Source organism: Streptomyces odontotermitis, assembly GCF_050510915.1.
GTDB lineage: Bacteria > Actinomycetota > Actinomycetes > Streptomycetales > Streptomycetaceae > Streptomyces.
Genome location: NZ_JBNJLS010000017.1, coordinates 150,886 through 170,110 on the forward strand (window position 1 = coordinate 150,886; position 19,225 = coordinate 170,110).

General features: G+C 69.9%; 19 protein-coding genes and 1 pseudogene. 7 read left to right on the plus strand and 13 right to left on the minus strand.

The genetic code is table 11. The features are described from left to right. Window positions 1-50 precede the first annotated feature (50 nt). On the minus strand, window positions 51-1,475 hold the full coding sequence (locus ACQB60_RS34085; protein WP_496929976.1) for a class II fumarate hydratase: 1,425 nt from the start codon (window positions 1,473-1,475) through the stop codon (window positions 51-53). Between the two features lie 284 nt (window positions 1,476-1,759). On the opposite strand from ACQB60_RS34085, the gene ACQB60_RS34090 reads away from it, so the two are divergent. After that, on the plus strand, window positions 1,760-2,623 hold the full coding sequence (locus tag ACQB60_RS34090; protein WP_496929977.1) for a trypsin-like serine peptidase: 864 nt from the start codon (window positions 1,760-1,762) through the stop codon (window positions 2,621-2,623). Between the two features lie 34 nt (window positions 2,624-2,657). On the opposite strand, the gene ACQB60_RS34095 is transcribed toward ACQB60_RS34090, so the two are convergent. The 3 genes from ACQB60_RS34095 to ACQB60_RS34105 all read right to left on the minus strand — a co-directional run bounded on the left by ACQB60_RS34095 (window position 2,658) and on the right by ACQB60_RS34105 (window position 6,519). After that, window positions 2,658-3,989 carry a hypothetical protein gene (locus ACQB60_RS34095; protein WP_496929978.1) on the minus strand — a complete coding sequence of 444 codons (1,332 nt, stop codon included), beginning with the start codon at window positions 3,987-3,989 and terminating at the stop codon, window positions 2,658-2,660. Beyond that, window positions 3,986-4,762 carry a hypothetical protein gene (locus ACQB60_RS34100; protein ID WP_496929979.1) on the minus strand — a complete coding sequence of 259 codons (777 nt, stop codon included), beginning with the start codon at window positions 4,760-4,762 and terminating at the stop codon, window positions 3,986-3,988. The genes ACQB60_RS34095 and ACQB60_RS34100 overlap by 4 nt, the downstream gene beginning before the upstream one ends. 89 nt (window positions 4,763-4,851) lie before the next feature. Beyond that, a complete protein-coding gene (locus ACQB60_RS34105; RefSeq protein ID WP_496929980.1) occupies window positions 4,852-6,519 on the minus strand; it encodes a fumarate hydratase in 1,668 nt (555 codons plus the stop codon). A 171-nt stretch (window positions 6,520-6,690) separates the two neighbouring features. Here ACQB60_RS34105 and ACQB60_RS34110 point away from each other — a divergent pair, with 171 nt between their 5' ends. Both ACQB60_RS34110 and ACQB60_RS34115 read left to right on the plus strand, forming a co-directional pair. After that, complete coding sequence (locus tag ACQB60_RS34110) at window positions 6,691-7,371, plus strand: DUF1707 domain-containing protein (protein WP_496929981.1); 681 nt, start codon at window positions 6,691-6,693, stop codon at window positions 7,369-7,371. A gap of 177 nt (window positions 7,372-7,548) precedes the next feature. Further along, window positions 7,549-7,932: a WhiB family transcriptional regulator gene (locus ACQB60_RS34115; protein ID WP_496929982.1), complete on the plus strand. Its 384-nt coding sequence runs from the start codon at window positions 7,549-7,551 to the stop codon at window positions 7,930-7,932. 133 nt (window positions 7,933-8,065) lie between these two features. Here the strand turns inward: ACQB60_RS34115 and glpX are convergent, their stop codons facing one another. Next, complete coding sequence (gene glpX, locus ACQB60_RS34120; RefSeq protein ID WP_496929983.1) at window positions 8,066-9,100, minus strand: class II fructose-bisphosphatase; 1,035 nt, start codon at window positions 9,098-9,100, stop codon at window positions 8,066-8,068. Between the two features lie 203 nt (window positions 9,101-9,303). On the opposite strand from glpX, the gene ACQB60_RS34125 reads away from it, so the two are divergent. After that, a complete protein-coding gene (locus ACQB60_RS34125) occupies window positions 9,304-9,822 on the plus strand; it encodes a DUF4245 domain-containing protein (RefSeq protein WP_496929984.1) in 519 nt (172 codons plus the stop codon). Between the two features lie 139 nt (window positions 9,823-9,961). Here ACQB60_RS34125 and ACQB60_RS34130 read toward each other — a convergent pair whose 3' ends face one another. The 4 genes from ACQB60_RS34130 to ACQB60_RS34145 all read right to left on the minus strand — a co-directional run bounded on the left by ACQB60_RS34130 (window position 9,962) and on the right by ACQB60_RS34145 (window position 13,833). After that, window positions 9,962-10,552: a malonic semialdehyde reductase gene (locus tag ACQB60_RS34130; protein WP_496929985.1), complete on the minus strand. Its 591-nt coding sequence runs from the start codon at window positions 10,550-10,552 to the stop codon at window positions 9,962-9,964. Between the two features lie 178 nt (window positions 10,553-10,730). Then, a complete protein-coding gene (locus ACQB60_RS34135; RefSeq protein ID WP_496929986.1) occupies window positions 10,731-10,970 on the minus strand; it encodes an exodeoxyribonuclease VII small subunit in 240 nt (79 codons plus the stop codon). A 10-nt stretch (window positions 10,971-10,980) separates the two neighbouring features. Next, window positions 10,981-12,219, minus strand: coding sequence for an exodeoxyribonuclease VII large subunit (gene xseA / locus ACQB60_RS34140; RefSeq protein WP_496929987.1), 1,239 nt, complete (start codon window positions 12,217-12,219; stop codon window positions 10,981-10,983). Window positions 12,220-12,402: 183 nt separating this feature from the next. Then, window positions 12,403-13,833, minus strand: coding sequence for an APC family permease (locus tag ACQB60_RS34145; RefSeq protein WP_496929988.1), 1,431 nt, complete (start codon window positions 13,831-13,833; stop codon window positions 12,403-12,405). Between the two features lie 76 nt (window positions 13,834-13,909). Here ACQB60_RS34145 and ACQB60_RS34150 point away from each other — a divergent pair, with 76 nt between their 5' ends. Both ACQB60_RS34150 and ppgK read left to right on the plus strand, forming a co-directional pair. Next, window positions 13,910-14,914 carry a 4-hydroxy-3-methylbut-2-enyl diphosphate reductase gene (locus ACQB60_RS34150; RefSeq protein ID WP_496929989.1) on the plus strand — a complete coding sequence of 335 codons (1,005 nt, stop codon included), beginning with the start codon at window positions 13,910-13,912 and terminating at the stop codon, window positions 14,912-14,914. 63 nt (window positions 14,915-14,977) lie between these two features. Next, entirely contained in the window at window positions 14,978-15,730 is a 753-nt protein-coding gene (gene ppgK / locus ACQB60_RS34155; RefSeq protein ID WP_384848566.1) for a polyphosphate--glucose phosphotransferase, read from the plus strand. 13 nt (window positions 15,731-15,743) lie between these two features. Here ppgK and ACQB60_RS34160 read toward each other — a convergent pair whose 3' ends face one another. Next, complete coding sequence (locus ACQB60_RS34160; protein WP_496929990.1) at window positions 15,744-16,400, minus strand: DUF6542 domain-containing protein; 657 nt, start codon at window positions 16,398-16,400, stop codon at window positions 15,744-15,746. Window positions 16,401-16,574: 174 nt separating this feature from the next. On the opposite strand from ACQB60_RS34160, the gene ychF reads away from it, so the two are divergent. Next, entirely contained in the window at window positions 16,575-17,663 is a 1,089-nt protein-coding gene (ychF, locus tag ACQB60_RS34165; RefSeq protein ID WP_496929991.1) for a redox-regulated ATPase YchF, read from the plus strand. A 201-nt stretch (window positions 17,664-17,864) separates the two neighbouring features. Here the strand turns inward: ychF and ACQB60_RS34170 are convergent. The 3 genes and pseudogenes from ACQB60_RS34170 to ACQB60_RS34180 all read right to left on the minus strand — a co-directional run. Continuing rightward, window positions 17,865-18,086 (minus strand): annotated as a pseudogene (locus ACQB60_RS34170) (DUF397 domain-containing protein); the annotation flags it as partial. After that, window positions 18,079-18,270 (minus strand): DUF397 domain-containing protein, encoded by a 192-nt coding sequence (locus ACQB60_RS34175; protein ID WP_496929992.1) that lies wholly within the window; start codon window positions 18,268-18,270, stop codon window positions 18,079-18,081. The gene ACQB60_RS34175 and the pseudogene ACQB60_RS34170, both read right to left, overlap by 8 nt. A 10-nt stretch (window positions 18,271-18,280) precedes the next feature. Continuing rightward, the gene (locus ACQB60_RS34180) at window positions 18,281-19,126 is read right to left on the minus strand and encodes a helix-turn-helix domain-containing protein (protein ID WP_496930034.1); all 846 of its coding nucleotides are present in this window, start codon (window positions 19,124-19,126) and stop codon (window positions 18,281-18,283) included. Window positions 19,127-19,225 lie beyond the last annotated feature (99 nt).

Here is a 19,225-nt window from a genome sequence, read left to right on the forward strand (position 1 = left end):
GCGCCCGCCACCCGTGGGCCCGGCACCCGCTGGCCGCCCCGCGCGGGCTCCTACGGACGGGTCATCCCCAACACGTCGAGCGCGGTGTCCAGTTGCTCCAGCGTCAGCTCGCCGCGGTCCACGTAGCCGGACTCGAGCACGACCTCCCGGATCGTCTTCCGCTCGGCCAGGGACTGCTTGGCGACCTTGGCCGCCGCCTCGTACCCGATGTACTTGTTCAGGGGCGTGACGACGGACGGCGAGGACTCCGCGTACTCGCGGGCCCGCTCGCGGTTCGCGGTGATCCCGTCGACCGTGCGGTCGGCGAGCAGCCGGGAGACGTTGGCGAGCAGCCGGACGGACTCCAGGACGTTCTTCGCGATGACCGGGAGCATCACGTTCAGCTCGAAGTTGCCCGCGGCCCCTGCGGTCGCCACCGTCGCGTCGTTGCCGGTGACCTGTGCGGCGACCATGAGGACCGCCTCCGGGATGACCGGGTTCACCTTGCCCGGCATGATCGACGAGCCGGGCTGGAGGTCGGGCAGGGTGATCTCGGCGAGACCGGTGCGCGGTCCTGACGCCATCCAGCGCAGATCGTTGGCGATCTTCGTCAGGCTCACCGCGATGGTCCGCAGCTGGCCCGAGGTCTCCACGATCCCGTCCCGCGCGCCCTGCGCCTCGAAGTGGTCGCGGGCCTCGGTCAGCGGCAGCCCGGTGGCCCGCGCGACCTCGGCGATGACGGCGGCGGAGAACCCGGGCGGCGTGTTGATGCCGGTGCCGACCGCCGTGCCGCCCAGGGGGAGTTCGGCCAGGCGGGGGAGCGAGGCGCGCAGCCGCTCGACCCCGTGGCGGACCTGCGCCGCGTAGCCGCCGAACTCCTGGCCGAGGGTGACCGGGGTCGCGTCCATCAGGTGCGTGCGGCCGGACTTGACCACGTCCGCGAACTCGGCCGACTTGCGCTCCAGGGCCGCCGCCAGGTGGTCGAGGGCCGGGATCAGGTCGTTCAGGACCGCGCCCGTCGCCGCGATGTGGATCGAGGACGGGAAGACGTCGTTGGACGACTGCGAGGCGTTCACATGGTCGTTGGGGTGCACGTCGTGGCCGAGCCGCTCGGTGGCGAGGGTGGCGAGGACCTCGTTGGTGTTCATGTTGGACGAGGTGCCCGAGCCGGTCTGGAAGACGTCGACCGGGAAGTGCTCGTCCCAGCGGCCCTCGGCGACCTCGGCGGCCGCGTCCGCGATGGCTTCGGCGACGTCCTTGTCGAGCACCCCGAGGGCCGCGTTCACCTTCGCCGCGGCCCCCTTGATCTGTGCGAGCGCCGCGATGTGGGCGCGCTCGATGCGCTGCCCCGAGACGGGGAAGTTCTCCACCGCGCGCTGGGTCTGCGCCCGCCACTTGGCGTGTGCGGGGACCCGCACCTCGCCCATGGAGTCGTGCTCGATCCGGTACGCGTCCCCGGACGCGTCCTGGTCCTTGTCACTCTCGCCGCTGGCCATGCTCCGAACCTACCTCTCCGTTCAACCCCGTTGGAAAGTTGAGCTCTTGTCTATTTCTGGATATTCCCGTCCGCCCCTACTGGCCAGTAGAAGCCGTGGGAGACGGCGGGCGACACCTGCCACGGGGCGGCGCCAACCAGCAGTCCGTACGCCAATCGGGGGCCCTGCGCCCGGCCGCCGACACCGGCCTCTGCCTGGGGCTCTCCGCGTCCAAGGAGCCGCTGGACTCCAGAAGTGCAACGGTTCGGCGAGCCAGCGCTTCGGCTAAGCCTTACGTTCGAAGCATGATCTCAGCACTCTCCGTGGCCGCGGCGGCACTCACCGCGGCGGCCGCGCTCACCCCGGCGGGCGCGCACGCCGCCGCCCAGGACGACGAGATACGCGCGTACTGGACCCCCGCGGCCATGGAGGAGGCGGTCGCCGCTTCCTCCGAGGCCCCACCGGACACCCCTCCCGACGGCGTCTCGTGGACGTACGGCACCGACTCCGTGCGCAACGTCGGCCGCCTCTTCATGGAGCTCCCCGACGGCAAGAAGGCCACCTGCACGGCCGCCGTCGTGGACGCGGACAACCGCGGCGTCATCGCCACCGCCGGGCACTGCGTGCACCTCAAGGCGGCGGGCGGCGCGATGAAGAAGCTGCTGTTCGTGCCCGCGTACGACAAGGGCGCCAAGCCGTACGGGAGTTACGTGGCCAAGGGCGTCGGCGTCGACGACGCCTGGCGCGAGCGCGAGGAGCACAAGGCCGACTTCGCCTTCGTCACGCTCGGGCCCGACGAGAAGGGCCGCGCCGTGCAGAACGTGACCGGCGCCCGCGAGGCCGTCTTCGCCCCCGTGCCCGGCGAGAAGACCGCGCTCGGCTATCCCTTCGTGAAGCCGTACGACGGCGAGACCCTGCAGTACTGCTCCGGACCCACAACACCCGTGCTGGACGGCCGGCTTGTGGGCGGCGAGCAGCTCAAGCCCTGCCGGATGACCAACGGCGCGAGCGGCGGCCCCTGGTACGCGCGCACCGGCGACGGCAAGGACGTCCAGGTCGGCGTCACCAGCGCGCGCCCCACGGAGCCCGGCTTCGAGGACGTGGCCTGGGGCGCGATGTTCGACGGCACGGCACGCGAACTGCACCGGCGGGCGGGCCAGTTGCGCTGACCCCGCCGCACCGGCAGGATCCGCCGGACAGGCCCTAGCTCGCGAACACGAAGAGCGTGAACGCGAAGAAGAGCCCGATCAGGACCGGCCAGTACAGCAGCGTCGGGAGCAGGTTGTCCTTCCACTCCAGGGCGCGGAAGTCGGTGTCGGAGCCGATCAGGATCGCGTTGGCGAAGATGCCCATGATCACGATGTACTGGGCGATCGCGAAGTACTCCAGATACGTCAGGGACGTGTCGCCCGCGATCTCCCGGATCTGCGTCTGGTCCACCACCACGACGAGCAGCAGCGAGACGGCGAAGGAGATCGCGGTCCAGGTGGAGAAGCCGAAGCGCGGGTTCTTGGTGTCGTCCTTGGTGTAGACGAAGAGCGCCAGGAACATGATCGCGGCGATGAAGAAGGACTGCAGCAGCTTGCCCGTCAGCGGCCCGGCCCACTTCCGCTCCATCCCGATGTTGAAGTACAGCTCGGGCGCCGACACGAAGGGCTTGTCCCAGTCCGTCACGCCCTGCGTCATCGTGTAGTTGTGCTGCCCGTAGCTCCAGGCGGTGTAGTACGGCGACCAGCCGCTGGTCACGATGTCCTGGTCGAGGCCGATCTCCCCGTACTTCCAGGGCGGGTACGAGGCGAAGTCCGGCACCAGCACGTCATTGGTGAAGGCGGCGTTGGTCCACAGCCGGAGCCAGATGTTCTGCTTGTCCAGCGGGTACTTCTGGTAGTTGAAGCGCTGGCGCAGCGTCAGGTTGAAGTGCCAGCCCTTGAGCCGCTGCCCGTCGGTGTTCGTGGTGTCGTACGCCTCGTCGAGGCTGTAGCCGTCGGGCGCCTCCGGGAAGACGACCCCCATGTCCTTCTCGGGATAGTCCTTCGGATAGCGCTGCCAGACGTACCCGCTGACCTCGACCTCCTGCGGGTCGGTGAACTTCGCGCCCTGGATGAAGACCCCGGTGGGCACGAGCCGCAGCTTCGCCGTGGGGAAGGTCTTCTTCAGATACGCCCTGCTGTCCCGGTCGTTCATGAGCGGCTTCCCGACGATGGTGTCGGTGACGCGGTCGTGGCTGACGATCTGCCAGACCGCGCCGATGCCGAGCGCGAAGAGCACCGTCGCGACCCCGGACATGAGCGCGTACCGCTTCCCGGAGAGCCCGGCCTGGCCGAACGGCTTCAGGAGCGCCGCGGTGAGGAACAGCACCAGCAGGACGACGCTCGCGAGCAGCGGCGCCCAGCCGGAGCGCTGGGTGTGCCCGGCCGGGGCGCCGTCCGCGCCGAAGTAGCGCACCGCGAAGACGGCGGTGGCCGCGACGGACAGGGCGAGCAGAACGAGGTTCGCCCGTGCCAGGAGGCGCGGCCAGTTCCGCTTGCCCGTCATGGCTTGGAGGGCGTGGCCGATGACGTGGGCGTGGGCGTGGGCGTCTGGGTGGCCTGCTTGCTCAGGTCGGGAAGCTTGAAGTCGGGCAGCGGGAAGGGCAGGAACGCCTGGGCGAAGCTCAGTCCGAGCCCGAAGAAGATGTCGAAGGCGAGCAGCGCCAGGTGGAACATGGTGAAGGCGGCCTGCGTCATGATCGCCACCACGTCACCCCGGACCCCGGCGTCCTTGAAGGCGCGGTTGTCCTGCTTGAGCAGTTCGATGGTCGACCTGATGTCGAAGCCGCGCTCCTTGGCCCGGTTCAGCGAGCCGCCCGGCATGATCGCGAGCAGGTTGTCGAGCCCCCTGTTGGCCTCGGCCACGCCCTCGTCGAGCTTCTTCGGGTCCTTCTCGCCGCCCAGAGCCATGCCCGCGAGGTCCGCGGTCGAGCCGGTGGCGCCGCCGAACTTGCCGATGGTCCGCCAGCTCTGCGCGAGCCGCTCGCGGTCCCGGCGCGGGTCTTCCTGGATGGTGAGCGGCGAGCCGGTCTTGGTCGGCGTGGGCGTGGGCGTGGGAGTGGCCGCGGGCGTGGGCGTCGCGGCGTTCGGCCAGCCCCACGGCTGCGGGGTGGGCGAGGGCAGCGAGGGCAGCGGCGGCAGGCTCGGCGGGGTCGCGCCGGGCGTGGACACCGGCGGCGGCGTCGGGTCCTTCGGTGCGGCGGCCGCGACGGGCACGAGGGCGAGCGCGCCGCACACGGCGACGCTGAGGGCGGCGGTCAGGGCGTGCTTACGGGACATGGGACCACCCTCAGACACAAGATCACCCTCCGCAATCGGAAGGCTGCGGAGGGTGATCCATGTGTGTGTCGGCCCCGGCGGGGCGGGTGCTACGCCAGCCCCGGCCCCCGTACCGGAATGTGCGTGAACGTCGGCTCCGGGGCCGGGTTCTGGAAGAAGTCGTTGCCCTTGTCGTCGACGACGATGAACGCCGGGAAGTCCTCGACCTCGATCTTCCAGACCGCCTCCATGCCGAGCTCCTCGTACTCGACGACCTCGACCTTCTTGATGCAGTCCTGCGCGAGCCGCGCCGCCGGACCCCCGATCGAGCCCAGGTAGAAGCCGCCGTGCGCGTCGCACGCGTCGGTGACCTGCTTGCTCCGGTTGCCCTTGGCGAGCATCACCTTGGAGCCGCCGGCCGCCTGGAACTGCTCCACGTACGAGTCCATGCGCCCGGCCGTCGTCGGCCCGAAGGAACCGGACGCGTAGCCCTCCGGCGTCTTGGCCGGGCCCGCGTAGTACACCGGGTGGTCCTTCAGGTACTGCGGCATCTCCTCGCCCGCGTCCAGGCGCTCCTTGATCTTGGCGTGCGCGATGTCGCGGGCCACGACGAGGGGGCCGGTGAGAGAGAGCCGGGTCTTCACCGGGTGCTTGGTGAGCTCGGCGAGGATGTCGTCCATGGGCTGGTTGAGGTCGATCTCGACGACGGCGCCGGACTCCTCCAGGTGCGCGTCCTCGGTCTCCGGCAGGAACCGCGCCGGGTCCGTCTCCAGCTGCTCCAGGAAGACGCCCTCGGCGGTGATCTTCGCGGTGGCCTGGCGGTCCGCCGAGCAGGACACGGCGATCGCGACGGGCAGCGAGGCGCCGTGCCGCGGCAGCCGCACCACGCGCACGTCGTGGCAGAAGTACTTGCCGCCGAACTGCGCGCCGATCCCGATCTTCTGCGTCAGCTCGAAGACCTTCTTCTCCAGCTCCTCGTCCCGGAAGCCGTGGCCGAGCGCGGAGCCCTCGGAGGGCAGCTCGTCCAGGTAGTGCGCGGAGGCGTACTTCGCGGTCTTCAGGGCGAACTCGGCGGACGTGCCGCCGACGACGATCGCCAGGTGGTACGGCGGGCAGGCCGCCGTGCCGAGCGAGCGGATCTTCTCCTCCAGGAACTTCATCATGGAGGACTCGTTCAGGACGGCCTTCGTCTCCTGGTACAGGAACGACTTATTGGCGCTTCCGCCGCCCTTCGCCATGAAGAGGAACTTGTAGGCGCCGCCGTCGGTCGCGTACAGCTCGATCTGCGCGGGGAGGTTGGAGCCGGTGTTCTTCTCCTCCCACATGGTGAGCGGGGCCATCTGCGAGTAGCGGAGGTTCAGCTTCGTGTACGCGTCGTAGATGCCGCGCGACAGCGCCTCCTCGTCACCGCCCTCGGTGAGGACGTTCTGGCCGCGCTTGCCCATGACGATCGCGGTGCCGGTGTCCTGGCACATGGGGAGCACGCCCGCGGCCGCGATGTTCGCGTTCTTCAGGAGGTCGAGGGCGACGAACTTGTCGTTGCCGGACGCCTCCGGGTCGTCCACGATGCGCCGCAGCTGCGCCAGGTGCGCGGGGCGCAGGTAGTGCTGGATGTCGTGGATCGCCTCGGCGGCGAGCTTGCGCAGCGCCTCCGGCTCGACCTTGAGGAACGTGCGCCCGTCGGCCTCGAAGGTGGAGACACCCTCGGCGGTCACCAGCCGGTACGGGGTGGTGTCCTCTCCCAGCGGGAGCAGATCGGAGTACGCAAACTCTGGCATTACGGCCATTCCTCACTCGGCAGACAGCGGCGCGGCCTCCATTGGCAGCGCGCCATCCAGCGTAGAGCGCGTGCTCGGCACCGTTCTTGTGAGGTAAGGCTCACCGCTTCGTCAGGCAAGGCCCGCCGCACCCCTAGTCGCGATCTATCGCGAGTGGGTAGGCTGAAGGACGTGGATCTGGACAAGCGCCCTCAGCAGGACACCGCCGAGCCACCCGTGGGCCTGCGCGCGTCGGACGCCGACCGCGACCGGGTGGCCGACATCCTGCGCGAGGCCCTCGCCGAGGGCCGCCTGACCGCGGAGGAGCACGCCGAGCGCATCGACGGCGTCTACCGCGCCAAGACCCATGGCGAACTGGAGCCGCTGATCAGGGACTTGCCGGGCGCGCACCAGGCCCCGCGCAGGCCCGCCCCGGCATACGAGCCCGCCCCCGTCCGCCCCGCGGAGGGCTCCATGCCCCCCGTCGCCGACGAGAACGTGGTGGCGGTGCTCAGCGCCGCCTCCCGCAGGGGCCACTGGCGCGTGAGCCGCAGGACACACGCGTACGCGATCTTCGGGAACGTCGAACTGGACCTGAGCGAGGCGATCTTCGAGCACCGCCAGGTCGTCATCAAGGCGGTCGCCCTCTTCGGCTCGATCGAGGTCCGCGTCCCGCAGAACGTGTCGCTGCGGGGCAACGGCGGCGGGGTGCTCGGCACCTTCGAGGTCGACACCCTCGACTCCGCCGAGCGCGACGCACCGGTGGTGTACGTGGACGGGCTCGCGCTCTTCGGCTCCGTCGAGGCGAAGCCCCGCCGCGGCAAGCTGATCCGCGATCTCCACGCCAAGCTCCGCAAGCACCTGGGGAGTTGAGCGCGGCGGGGCGCATGCCCGGCGCACCCCCGGTGGCCGGAATTCGATCGGCGATTACCGGACGGATTACTGGACTGAGAACTTCCGTACATCGGAACTCAGTGCATAGGCGCGCATACAGCGGGTAGAGCTTGCTGCATCGTCTCTCGCTCGCGAAGCCGTCGTCAGGAGTAGACCGTGCTGCAACCGTCGCACCAGTCCCTGCAGGTCGCCGCCGTTCCGGCGCAGCGTGGGCCGGTGGTGCCAGTGAGTGATCGGGACCAGGATTCCCCCTGGCACACCGAGGCCGTGTGCCGCAGGGACGAGGCAGGGCTCTTCTTCGCTCCGTCCAAGGAGCCGACCGCCGCGCGCCTCTCCCGCGAGGAGGCCGCGAAGCGCGTCTGCGCCCGCTGTCCCGTCCTCGTCGAGTGCCGGGAGCACGCCCTGCTCCAGCCCGAGCCTTACGGGGTGTGGGGCGGCCTCACCGCTGCCGAGCGCCGCGTCGTGCTCGCCCGCAGGCGCCGGCGCGAGATGGAGCTGCAGAAGGCGGCCCGCCCGGCGACCCATGCGGCCGCCGGCTGATCACGCGCATCCGCACGACGAAGGGGGCGTCCCCCCGCACGGGGGCGCCCCCTCCGTCGTGCTCGCGGCGCTGCTGTCCGTCGTACGCCTGCTTCTCGTACGCCCGCTTCTCGTACGCCTGCTGGTCGTCCGCCTACTTGGCGCGGTCGAAGTCGATCGCGCTGTACGCGCGCAGCTTCGACAGTTTGTGAGTGGAGTCGATCTGGCGGATGGTGCCGGACTTGGAGCGCATCACCAGGGACTCGGTGGTCGCGGTCTCGGCGCCGTAGCGCGCACCGCGCAGCAGTTCGCCGTCGGTGATGCCGGTGGCGACGAAGAAGACGTTGTCGCCCGAGACCAGGTCGCCGGTGGTCAGGGTCCGGTCCAGGTCGTGCCCGGCGTCGATCGCGCGCTGCTTCTCGGCGTCGTCCTTGGGCCACAGCTTGCCCTGGATGGTGCCGCCCAGGCACTTGATGGCACAGGCCGAGATGATGCCCTCGGGGGTGCCGCCGATGCCCATCAGCAGGTCGACGCCGGTGCCCTCGCGCACCGCCATGATCGAGCCCGCGACGTCGCCGTCGGAGATGAACTGGATGCGGGCGCCGGTCTCGCGGATCTCCTTGACGATGCCCTCGTGCCGGGGGCGGTCCAGGATCATCACGGTGACGTCCTCGGGGGCGGACTTCTTGGCCTTGGCGACCCGGCGGATGTTCACCGAGACCGGGGCGTTGATGTCCACGAAGTCGGCGGCCTCGGGGCCGGTGACCAGCTTGTCCATGTAGAAGACCGCGGACGGGTCGAACATGGTGCCCCGGTCGGCGGCGGCGAGCACGGCGATCGCGTTGGGCATGCCCTTGGCGGTCAGGGTGGTGCCGTCGATCGGGTCGACGGCGATGTCCACCTCGGCGCCGGTGCCGTCCCCGATGCGCTCACCGTTGAAGAGCATCGGTGCCTCGTCCTTCTCGCCCTCACCGATGACGACGACGCCGTTCATCGAGACGGTCGAGACGAGGGTGCGCATGGCCCTGACGGCGGCGCCGTCGGCGCCGATCTTGTCGCCGCGGCCGACCCAGCGGCCCGCGGCCATCGCGGCCGCCTCGGTGACCCGCACCAGCTCCAGGGCGAGGTTGCGGTCGGGTGCCTCGGGGGACACCTCGAGTTCGGACGGAAGATGATGGTGCTCGGTCATCGGAGCGCACCTTTCTCTGATACGACCAATAGGCCGCGCCCGCAGGGCGTCCGTTAGGGCGGTGGCGGGTGACGGGTGGGCGGCCGGTGAGGGTGTGGCCCTGACTCTATCGCCAGCCTTACAAAATGAGCAGTGGGCCCCACGCATGAGCAGGCCCGGCACCTGGGGTAAGGGGAGCGCGGGCCACCTGCGACGATGGGGGCGTGGCAGGAAGACAAGGCAAGCAGACCGTACGGAACATGCTCTGGTCGCTGGCGGTGATCGGCATCGTCGCGGGAGTCATCTACGTGTTCGTCCCGCACGACGACTCCAAGAGCCCGGTCGAGCGCAAGGACTACCGCGTGGAACTGCTCGGGGCCCGGCGGGCCGCGCCGTACCCGGTGCTCGCCCCGGAGGGCCTGTCCAAGGACTGGATGGCGACGTCGGTCCGGTACAAGGACGAGGAACACCACAGCTGGCACCTGGGCTTTCTCGACCCGGAGCGCGAGTACGTGGTGATCAAGCAGTCCACCGCCAAGCCCGCCGAGTTCATCGAGCAGGCCACGCAGGACGCCCGGAAGACGTCGGCCACCGAGAAGATCGCCGGCAAGACGTGGCAGCGCTACAAGGGCTCCACGTACGACGCGCTGGTGCGCCAGGACAAGGGCGCGACGACGGTCGTCACGGGGACCGCGTCGTTCGGCCAGCTGACCAAGATGGTGGAGTCGCTGAAGTCGTCCTGAGTCTCCGCCCGGTCCGCGACTTCCGGGACTTGCCGCAAAAGCAGCCGTACACGCAGCCGTACACACCGCACGCGCAGCCGTACACGCAGAAGGGCCCCGGCGATCGCCGGGGCCCTTCTCGTATGTCCTGCCGGGTGACTCAGACCGTCGTGATGACCTGGTCGATGTCGAGGCGCGGGGAGCGCGGGAACCAGGCGTCCTCGCCCGGCTTGCCGATGTTGACGACCATCAGCGGGGTGTGGTCGTCGTCCAGGAACTCCTTCTGGACGCCCGCGAAGTCGAAGCCCGTCATCGGGCCCGCGGCCAGGCCGGCGGCGCGGACGCCGACGATGAAGTAGGCGGCCTGCAGCGCGGCGTTCAGCTGCGCGGCGCCCTCGCGGACCGGACGCTCGGAGAAGAAGGCGTCCTTGGCCTGCGGGAAGTGCGGGAAGAGCGCCGGGAGCTCCTCGTGGAACTCGTTGTCCGCGGAGAGGATCGCGACGAGCGGGGCCTTCGCGGTCTTCGGCTGGTTGCCCTCGGCCATGTGCTTCACCAGGCGCTCACGGGCCTCGGGGGAGCGGACCAGCGTGATGCGCAGCGGCGACTGGTTGAAGGCGGTGGGGCCGAACTTGATCAGGTCGTAGATCGCCTGGACCTGCTCCTCGGTGACCGGCTCGTCGGTGAAGGTGTTGGCGGTGCGGGCCTCACGGAAGAGCAGGTCCTGGGCGGCGGGGTCAAGAACGAGGGACATATCAACCTTCTGCGAACGAACGAACGGGTCGGGTCCCGGCCGGAACCGATACATCCGGTTCAGCCGGTACGTCCGACAGTACGCCGCCACGGTTTAACTTTCAACCAAAGTCGGGTCCGGGTGATCGACCTCACTAACCCTGGCGGCCGCGATGGTCATTCCCGCTCCCGCCGCTGTCTCAGCCCTCGTCCTCGTCCCCGTCCTCGCCCTGCTCGGCGAGGGCCGCGTCGAGGCGGGCGCGGGCGCCGTCCAGCCAGCGGCGGCAGACCTTGGCCAGCTCCTCGCCGCGCTCCCAGAGCGCGAGGGACTCCTCCAGGGTCGTTCCGCCCGCCTCCATGCGCCGGACGACCTCGATCAGCTCGTCCCGCGCCTGCTCGTAGCCGAGCGTCTCGGCGCCCTCTTCGGTCTTGCTCGTCATGCGTCCGTCCTCATCCTTCGGATCCTTCTCGGCCTTCTCGTGCTTGTGTCACTCGTACGGTGAACTCGCCCTCGGCGACGCGAGCCCTCAACTCCTCGTCGGCGCCCACCTCTTCGGGGTCGCGGACCACCGCGCCGTCGGGCTTCTGCAGCACCGCGTACCCCCGCTGGAGCGTGGCGGCGGGGGAGAGGGCGACCACGCGCGCGTGCGTGTGCGTCAGCTCGGAGGAGGCGCGGTCCAGGAGGTGGCCGAGGGTACGGCGGCCGCGGTCGACGAGCGCCTGGACCTGCTCCTCCCGCTCCTCGACCATCCGGTACGGGTCCTCTATCGAGGGGCGGGCGAGGGCGTGCGCGAGGCCGCGCTCCTCCCGGTCGAGGAACGCCTCCACGCTGCGCCGGGCCCGGTCCCGCAGCCAGCGCACCCGCTCGTACTCCTCGCCGACGTCCGGTACGACCTTCTTGGCGGCGTCGGTCGGGGTGGAGGCGCGCAGGTCCGCGACGTAGTCGAGGAGGGGGTTGTCGGGCTCGTGGCCGATGGCGGAGACGACGGGCGTACGGCAGGAGGCGACAGCCCGTACGAGCTGCTCGTCCGAGAACGGCAGCAGGTCCTCGACGCTGCCGCCGCCACGCGCGACGACGATCACGTCGACCTCTTCGACGGCGTCGAGGTCCTTCACCGCCTGCACGACCTGCGCCACCGCGTGTACGCCCTGGACCGGGACGTTGCGCACCTCGAAGCGGACGGCGGGCCAGCGGTGGCGGGCGTTCTCCAGGACGTCGCGCTCGGCGGCCGACGCGCGCCCGCAGACCAGCCCGATGAGCTGGGGCAGGAAGGGGAGCGGCTTCTTCCGCTCGGGTGCGAAGAGGCCCTCGGCGGCGAGGGACTTCTTCAACTGCTCCAGGCGCGCCAGCAGTTCACCCACGCCGACCGGCCTTATCTCGGCGGCGCGCAGCGAGAGCTGGCCGCGCGGGGCGTACCACTCGGGCTTGGCGTGGACGACGACGCGGGCGCCCTCGGAGACGACGTCGGCGACGGCGTCGAAGACCTGGCGGTAGCAGGTGACGCTCACGGAGATGTCGTGCGAGGGGTCCCGCAGCGTGAGGAAGACGACGCCGGCGCCGGGCCTGCGGGACAGCTGCGTGATCTGCCCCTCGACCCAGACCGCACCGAGCCGGTCGATCCACCCGCCGATGAGCCGCGACACCTCGCCCACGGGGAGGGGGGCGTCGGCGGACGTGTTGAGAGCCATGCGCCGAGCGTAGTGGGCGCGTCTGACAGTTCTTCCGTCCCCGAACGGCGACTCCGTGGCCGAGGCCGAGCACACTCAGCCCGTCCGGCGTTTGAGGACGAGCCGCGTCAGCGGCGATACGGGTGCCCCAGGGCGACGGAGTCGCGGATTCGGGAAGCGGCGGGACTGGGGAAGGAAGTCGCTCTAGCCCGCACCCGTACTGGCACCCGCACCCGCACCCGCACCCGTACCGGCACCCGCACCCGCCCCCACACCCCGCCCCCGCTGAACGAACAGCACCACGAGCCCCACGGCCAGCCACACCACACCCACCACCTGCGCGGAGCGCGACGCCTCCCAGACGACCGCCACCACGATCGCCGCACCGAGCACGGGAACGACCACGTGGCTCAACCAGTTCACGGACCCGCCCCGCCGCCGCACCGCGAACCACCCCACCACGCTCGCGTGCAGCAGCAGGAACGCCGTCAGCGCCCCGATGTCGACCACCGACACCAGGTGGTCCATCCCGTCGTCCCGCCGCGCGGCCCACACCGCCGCCACCAGCGTGATCACCGCGGCCAGCAGCAGGGCCACCCGCGGCACCCCCGAATCCGTGCGGGACAGCGCCTTCGGGAGCCGCCGGTCGCGGGCCATCGCGAACAGCAGCCGCCCCGCCGCCGCCTGCCCGGCCAGCGCCGCGAACGCCGCCCCGATCGCCTTGCTGACCGCCACCAGATCGTGCAGCCACCCGCCGACCGACGCGTCCACGGCGTCGTAGAAGGCGGACCCCTGTCTGCCCGGCTCGGCCGCCAGCTCCGCCGACGAGACCGGTTCGAGGAGCGCCACCAGATACGTCTGCGCGACGAACAGCACACCGGTCAGCGCCAGACAGAACAGCACCGCCCGCGCCACCTTCGCCGAGCCTCCCGTGACCTCCTCCGCGAACGAGGCGATCGCGTCGAAGCCCAGGTAGGAGAGGACCGCCACCGACACCGCCCCCACGACCGCCGACAGCGCGAACGCGCCCTGCGAGCCGTCTCCGGAGAGCGGCGACAGCCACCCCCGCTCGGCCCCGTCCCGCACCAGCACCACCACCGCCGACACGACGAAGACCAGCAGCACCACGATCTCCATGGCCAGCACGAGGAAGCCGACGCGGGCGGCCGTCCGCACCCCCCACAGGTTCAGGACCGTGGTCACCAGCACCGCGAGCGCCGTCCACACCCAGCGCGACACCGAGGGGACCAGCGAGTTCATGGCGATCCCGGAGAAGAGGTAGGCGACCGCCGGGATCAGCAAGTAGTCCAGCATCGCCATCCACCCGGCGATGAACCCCGGGCCGTTGCCGAGCCCCGCGCGCGCGTAGGCGAAGACCGAGCCCGCCTGGGGGACGACCCGCACCATCTGCGCGTAACTGAAAGCGGTGAACGCCATCGCGACCGTCGCGATGAGGTAGACGAGCGCGACGGCGCCGTGCGACTTGGCGTCGAGCGTCCCGAAGACGCCGACCGGCGCCATGGGGGCGATGAAGAGCAGCCCGTAGACCACCAGGTCCCGGAAGCCGAGACTGCGGCGCAGCCCCTCGCCCTCGGCGGCGGGGGGCGCGGGAGAAGGGACCGACTGACCGGACATCGTGCCTCCGTAACTGAACGCAGGCTTCCAGTCTCTCCAAGAAGGCGATCTTTGACGCGCTGGGTGCGGCCTTACGATGGGGAGCATGACTGCAACGCCTGGCTCCCGCCGTGTCCTGCTCGCCGCTCCCCGTGGCTACTGCGCGGGTGTGGACCGTGCCGTGATCGCCGTCGAGAAGGCCCTGGAGCAGTACGGGTCGCCGATCTACGTCCGCCACGAGATCGTCCACAACAAGTACGTCGTACAGACCCTGGAGCGGAAGGGCGCGATCTTCGTCGAGCAGACCGACGAGGTCCCCGAGGGATCCATCGTCATGTTCTCGGCGCACGGCGTCGCGCCGACCGTCCACGCAGAGGCCGCCGAGCGCAAGCTCGCCACCATCGACGCCACCTGCCCGCTGGTCACCAAGGTCCACAAGGAAGCCGTCCGGTACGCCAAGGACGACTTCGACATCCTCCTGATCGGGCACGAGGGCCACGAGGAAGTCATCGGTACGTCCGGTGAGGCGCCCGACCACATCACGCTGGTCGACGGCCCGGACGACGTCGCGAACGTCGAGGTCCGCGACCCCGACAAGGTCGTCTGGCTCTCCCAGACCACGCTCTCCGTCGACGAGACCATGGAGACGGTCGACGCCCTCAAGGGCAAGTTCCCGAACCTCCTCTCGCCGCCCAGCGACGACATCTGCTACGCCACGCAGAACCGCCAGACCGCGGTGAAGAAGCTCGCCGAGGACGCCGAGCTGGTCATCGTCGTCGGCTCCAAGAACTCCTCGAACTCCATCCGCATGGTCGAGGTCGCCCTGGACGCGGGCGCCGCCGCCTCGCACCTGGTCGACAACGCCGGCGAGATCGACGAAGCCTGGCTGGAGGGCGTCACCACGGTCGGCCTGACCTCGGGCGCCTCCGTCCCCGACGTCCTGGTCGACGGCGTCATCGAGTGGCTGGCCGAGCGCGGCTACGGCGACGTGGAGACGGTCAAGACGGCCGAGGAGTCCATCACCTTCTCGCTGCCGAAGGAGCTCCGCCGCGACCTGCGCGCCGAGGCCGCCGCCCTCGTGGAGCCCGCCTCCGAGAAGTGAGGCTCTTGGGGAGCCCCGCCGTCCGACAAGTGGCGGCGGGGCTCCCGTCGTACGGTGGGCCTCATGCAGATCTTCGGTGTGGACATCGGCGGATCCGGGATCAAGGGCGCTCCCGTTGACCTGGACCGCGGAGACCTGGCGCAGGAGCGGCACAAGGTCCTGACCCCGCAGCCGGCGACACCCGAGGGCGTGGCCGACCGGGTGCGGGAGGTCGTCGGGCACTTCGACTGGACCGGCCCGGTCGGGGTCACGTTCCCCGGGGTGATCACGAACGGGACGGCGCGCACCGCGGCCAACGTCGACAAGAGCTGGATCGGCACGGACATCAGGAGCCTGCTCGCCGACCGCCTCGGCGGTCCTTCGCAGTGCCCCGTCACGGTCCTGAACGACGCGGACGCCGCGGGCGTCGCCGAGATGCACTTCGGCGCGGGCCGCGACCGCACCGGCACCGTCATCCTGCTGACCTTCGGCACGGGCATCGGCAGCGCCGTCTTCACCGGCGGCCGCCTGGTCCCCAACACGGAGCTCGGCCACCTGGAGCTGAACGGCCACGACGCGGAGAAGAAGGCGTCCTCCAAGGCGCGCGAGGACGAGGACCTGAGCTGGGAGCACTGGGCGCGACGCGTCCAGAAGTACCTGGCGCACGTGGAGATGCTGTTCTCGCCGGAGCTGTTCATCATCGGCGGCGGCGTGAGCCGCAAGGCCCACAAGTTCCTGCCCCTGATCGAGGGCATCCGGGCCGAGCTGGTCCCCGCCGAGCTGCAGAACAACGCGGGGATCGTGGGCGCGGCGATGGCCGCGGCGGGCAGGGCGTAGGCGCGGCTTCCCGTCAGGAGGCGGGCACGCGGCGGCGGGGCTTGCTCACCGGCCGGGACGCGGCCTTGGCCCGGCGCCGCTGCCCCATCAGCCGGATCTTGCGCACGGTCACGATGAGTCCGGCGACGAGCGTCCCGCCGTAGAGCCAGCCCGCGTGCAGCGCGAGCGAGGTGACAAGCCCCATGAACTGGCCGCCGAAGCCGCCCTCCCCGCCGGAGATCGGCAGGATCCCGGCGGCGAAGGCGATCGGCACCCCGACCGGCGCCGTCACCAGGTCCACGGGCCGCACCCACAGCGCGGTGAGCGCGCTGACGGGCAGGAAGAGGAACCCGTAGGCGACGAGGGATGCCGCGCCGCCGAACAGGACCCGCAGCAGACAGGCGAGCAGGAACATCGCGGCCCCGCAGAACAGGCCGCTGCCGAGGCCGGTCAGGCGCGGATTGGGCATCCGCCGCAGCGTCCGGTAGAGCGGCAGCTGCCGCACCTGGCGCACCTTCCGGAACAGCCGGGTGCGGCGCAGGGCGAGGACGAACGGCGGGACGGGACGGCGGCTGCGCGCCGCGGCCCGGTAGACCGTGGCGGACTCGGCGGCCCTGCCCTGCTGCGGGGGCAGCGGCGGGGTCCGCCGCGGGCGGGCCTGGGAGGGGGGACGCGTCCTGTGTTGCTCCACCGGACCAACCTAGGTCGGGCCCCGCGCGGAATCCGGCGCGAGACACGCGCTTTCGCCGACCTTGGCCAAGCGTTCGATACGTCGCCGGGGCGGGGGCGGCAACGCCGTAGACTGGTGGACTGTCCGCCCGACCTTGGTGGACTGTCCTCCTCACCACGTACGGGAAGTCGCAACGTGTCGCTCACGATCGGAATCGTCGGTCTGCCCAACGTCGGCAAGTCGACCCTGTTCAACGCCCTGACCAAGAACGACGTCCTTGCGGCCAACTACCCGTTCGCGACGATCGAGCCGAATGTGGGCGTGGTGGGCGTCCCCGACACCCGCCTCACGAAACTGGCCGAGATCTTCTCCTCCCAGAAGGTCCTCCCGGCCACGGTCGACTTCGTCGACATCGCGGGCATCGTGCGCGGTGCGAGCGAGGGCGAGGGCCTGGGCAACAAGTTCCTCGCGAACATCCGCGAGTCGGACGCGATCTGCCAGGTCATCCGCGCCTTCGCCGACGAGAACGTCGTGCACGTGGACGGCAAGGTCTCGCCCAAGGACGACATCGAGACGATCAACACCGAGCTGATCCTCGCGGACCTCCAGACGATCGAGAAGGTCCTGCCGCGCCTCCAGAAGGAGTCGCGCATCAAGAAGGACATCGCCCCGAAGGTGAAGGCGGTCGAGGCGGCCAAGGAGATCCTGGAGAAGGGCGACACGCTCTTCTCCCAGGGCATCGTCCAGGGCTCCGGCAACGAGGAGCTCCTGCACGACCTGCACCTCCTCACCACCAAGCCCTTCCTCTACGTCTTCAACGTCGACGAGGACGAGCTGACGGACGACGACTTCAAGGCCGAGCAGCGCGCCCTCGTCGCCCCCGCCGAGGCGATCTTCCTCAACGCCAAGCTGGAGGCGGACCTCGCCGAGCTCGACGACGAGGAGGCCCTCGAACTCCTCCAGTCCGTCGGCCAGGACGAGCCCGGCCTCGCCACGCTCGCCCGCGTCGGCTTCAACACCCTCGGCCTGCAGACGTACCTCACGGCAGGCCCCAAGGAGTCCCGCGCCTGGACCATCAAGAAGGGCGCGACGGCCCCCGAGGCGGCCGGTGTCATCCACACCGACTTCCAGAAGGGCTTCATCAAGGCCGAGGTCATCTCCTTCGACGACTTGGTCGAGACGGGCTCGGTCGCCGAGGCCCGGTCGGCGGGCAAGGCGCGCATGGAGGGCAAGGACTATGTGATGCAGGACGGGGATGTGGTGGAGTTCCGCTTCAATGTATAGGCCACGCGTTGCCGTGGATTTGGCGGTTTAGCAAACCGCCAGGTCAGGTGGGGTCGTCCCGGGTTCGGGGCGGCCCCGTTCGCGTACCGGTGGCTGGATTTTGGCTGGGCGGGCTGACGGTTCGTCACCTGTCGTCATCCGTTGTTCTCCGCACGCTGGCTGGATATTGGCTGGGCGGGGCTGAATGGGGAGTCGCATGTCTTCTACGAAGTGGTCGAACTCCCCAGCCTGGACGCCGAGTACGAAGGCGTCCCACTTTTCACGGGTCGTGGTGACGACGGTGCCCGGCGCGGATGTCTCGCGCAGGTACACCAACTCGCTGTCCCCGAAGGCGATTTCGATCCAGGGGCCGGGGCCGGTGGCGTCGTCGGGGGCGGCTCGTTGCCAGGCGAGATCGACCGGGACGTCGCTGTTGTCAGCCACGGCGGGGAGCCTCCTCCTTCAGCAAGGAGAGGAGCGCGGAGAAGGCGTCGGGAGTGGCGGTGAGTATGTGTTCGCGGGGGTCGGCGGATTCGGTCATGTGGACGTGGTCCGAGGTCGCGGCGACATGCAGGCAGGCTTCGCCTTCGCCGCAATAGGACGACTTCTGCCAGTCGGGAGTGGGCACTTCGGCTCCTTCACAGGTTGTGGACGATCGAGAGGATCAGGTCCCGCGAAGCGCTGGGCGACAGTGCCCTGTCCTCCATGCGGGCCAAGAGCATGCGGTACTTGTCGAGTTGAGCCTCTGCGGAGACGAGCGCGGCGCCATGGGACTGATCCAGATGCACGGTGTCGAGCTGGGGCACTGGTCCTTCGGCGTAAAGGATCGACTGTCCGGAGCCGGGGTAGGCGCCTGCTGCAAAGGGGATCACTCCTACTCGGATGTGGTCTCGTTCGCTCATGTCCAGCACGTGTTTCAACTGGCGCTCTGTGACTGAAGGGCCGCCGAACTGCATGCGCAGGGCCGCCTCGTGAATGATCGCCTGATACGGGACCGGCGGCTCGTCGAAGAGGACGGCCTGCCGCTTGATGCGGAACGAGAGCCGGTGTTCCACCTCGGGAGGTGACAGTTCCGGGACGACTTGGCGGAAGACTTCGCGGGCGTGGTCGTGGATCTGAAGCAGGCCGGGGATGTGGGCGGTGATCCCGGCCAGCAGGCGCTTGGAATGGTGCTCGACCTCGGCAAGGTCGAGCATGCTGTCGGGCAGTAGCTCGCGGTACTCCTCCCACCAGCCGCGCGTCCGTCCGTTGGCCATCTCCGCCAGTGCGTCGACCAGCGCTTTGTCCGAACAGTCGTAGCGGCAGGCCATGGTGTGAACGCGCTCCGGGCTGACCCCGTGCCGGCCGGCTTCGATGTTGCTGACTTGGTTCTGCTTGATGCCGAGGCTCTGTGCGGCCTCCGTGGATGACAAGCCCGCACGCTCTCGTAGCTTCCGCAGCTCGCTACCGAGCCGAAGTTGACGGCCAGTTGGGCTGCCCCGCATCGCCAATGTCGCTCTCGCTTCCTGCCGCCGTGTCACCCACACGACGGAACGTCTAACGAATTCTAGCTATCAGGTCTAATACCTTAGATGCCTCCGTTA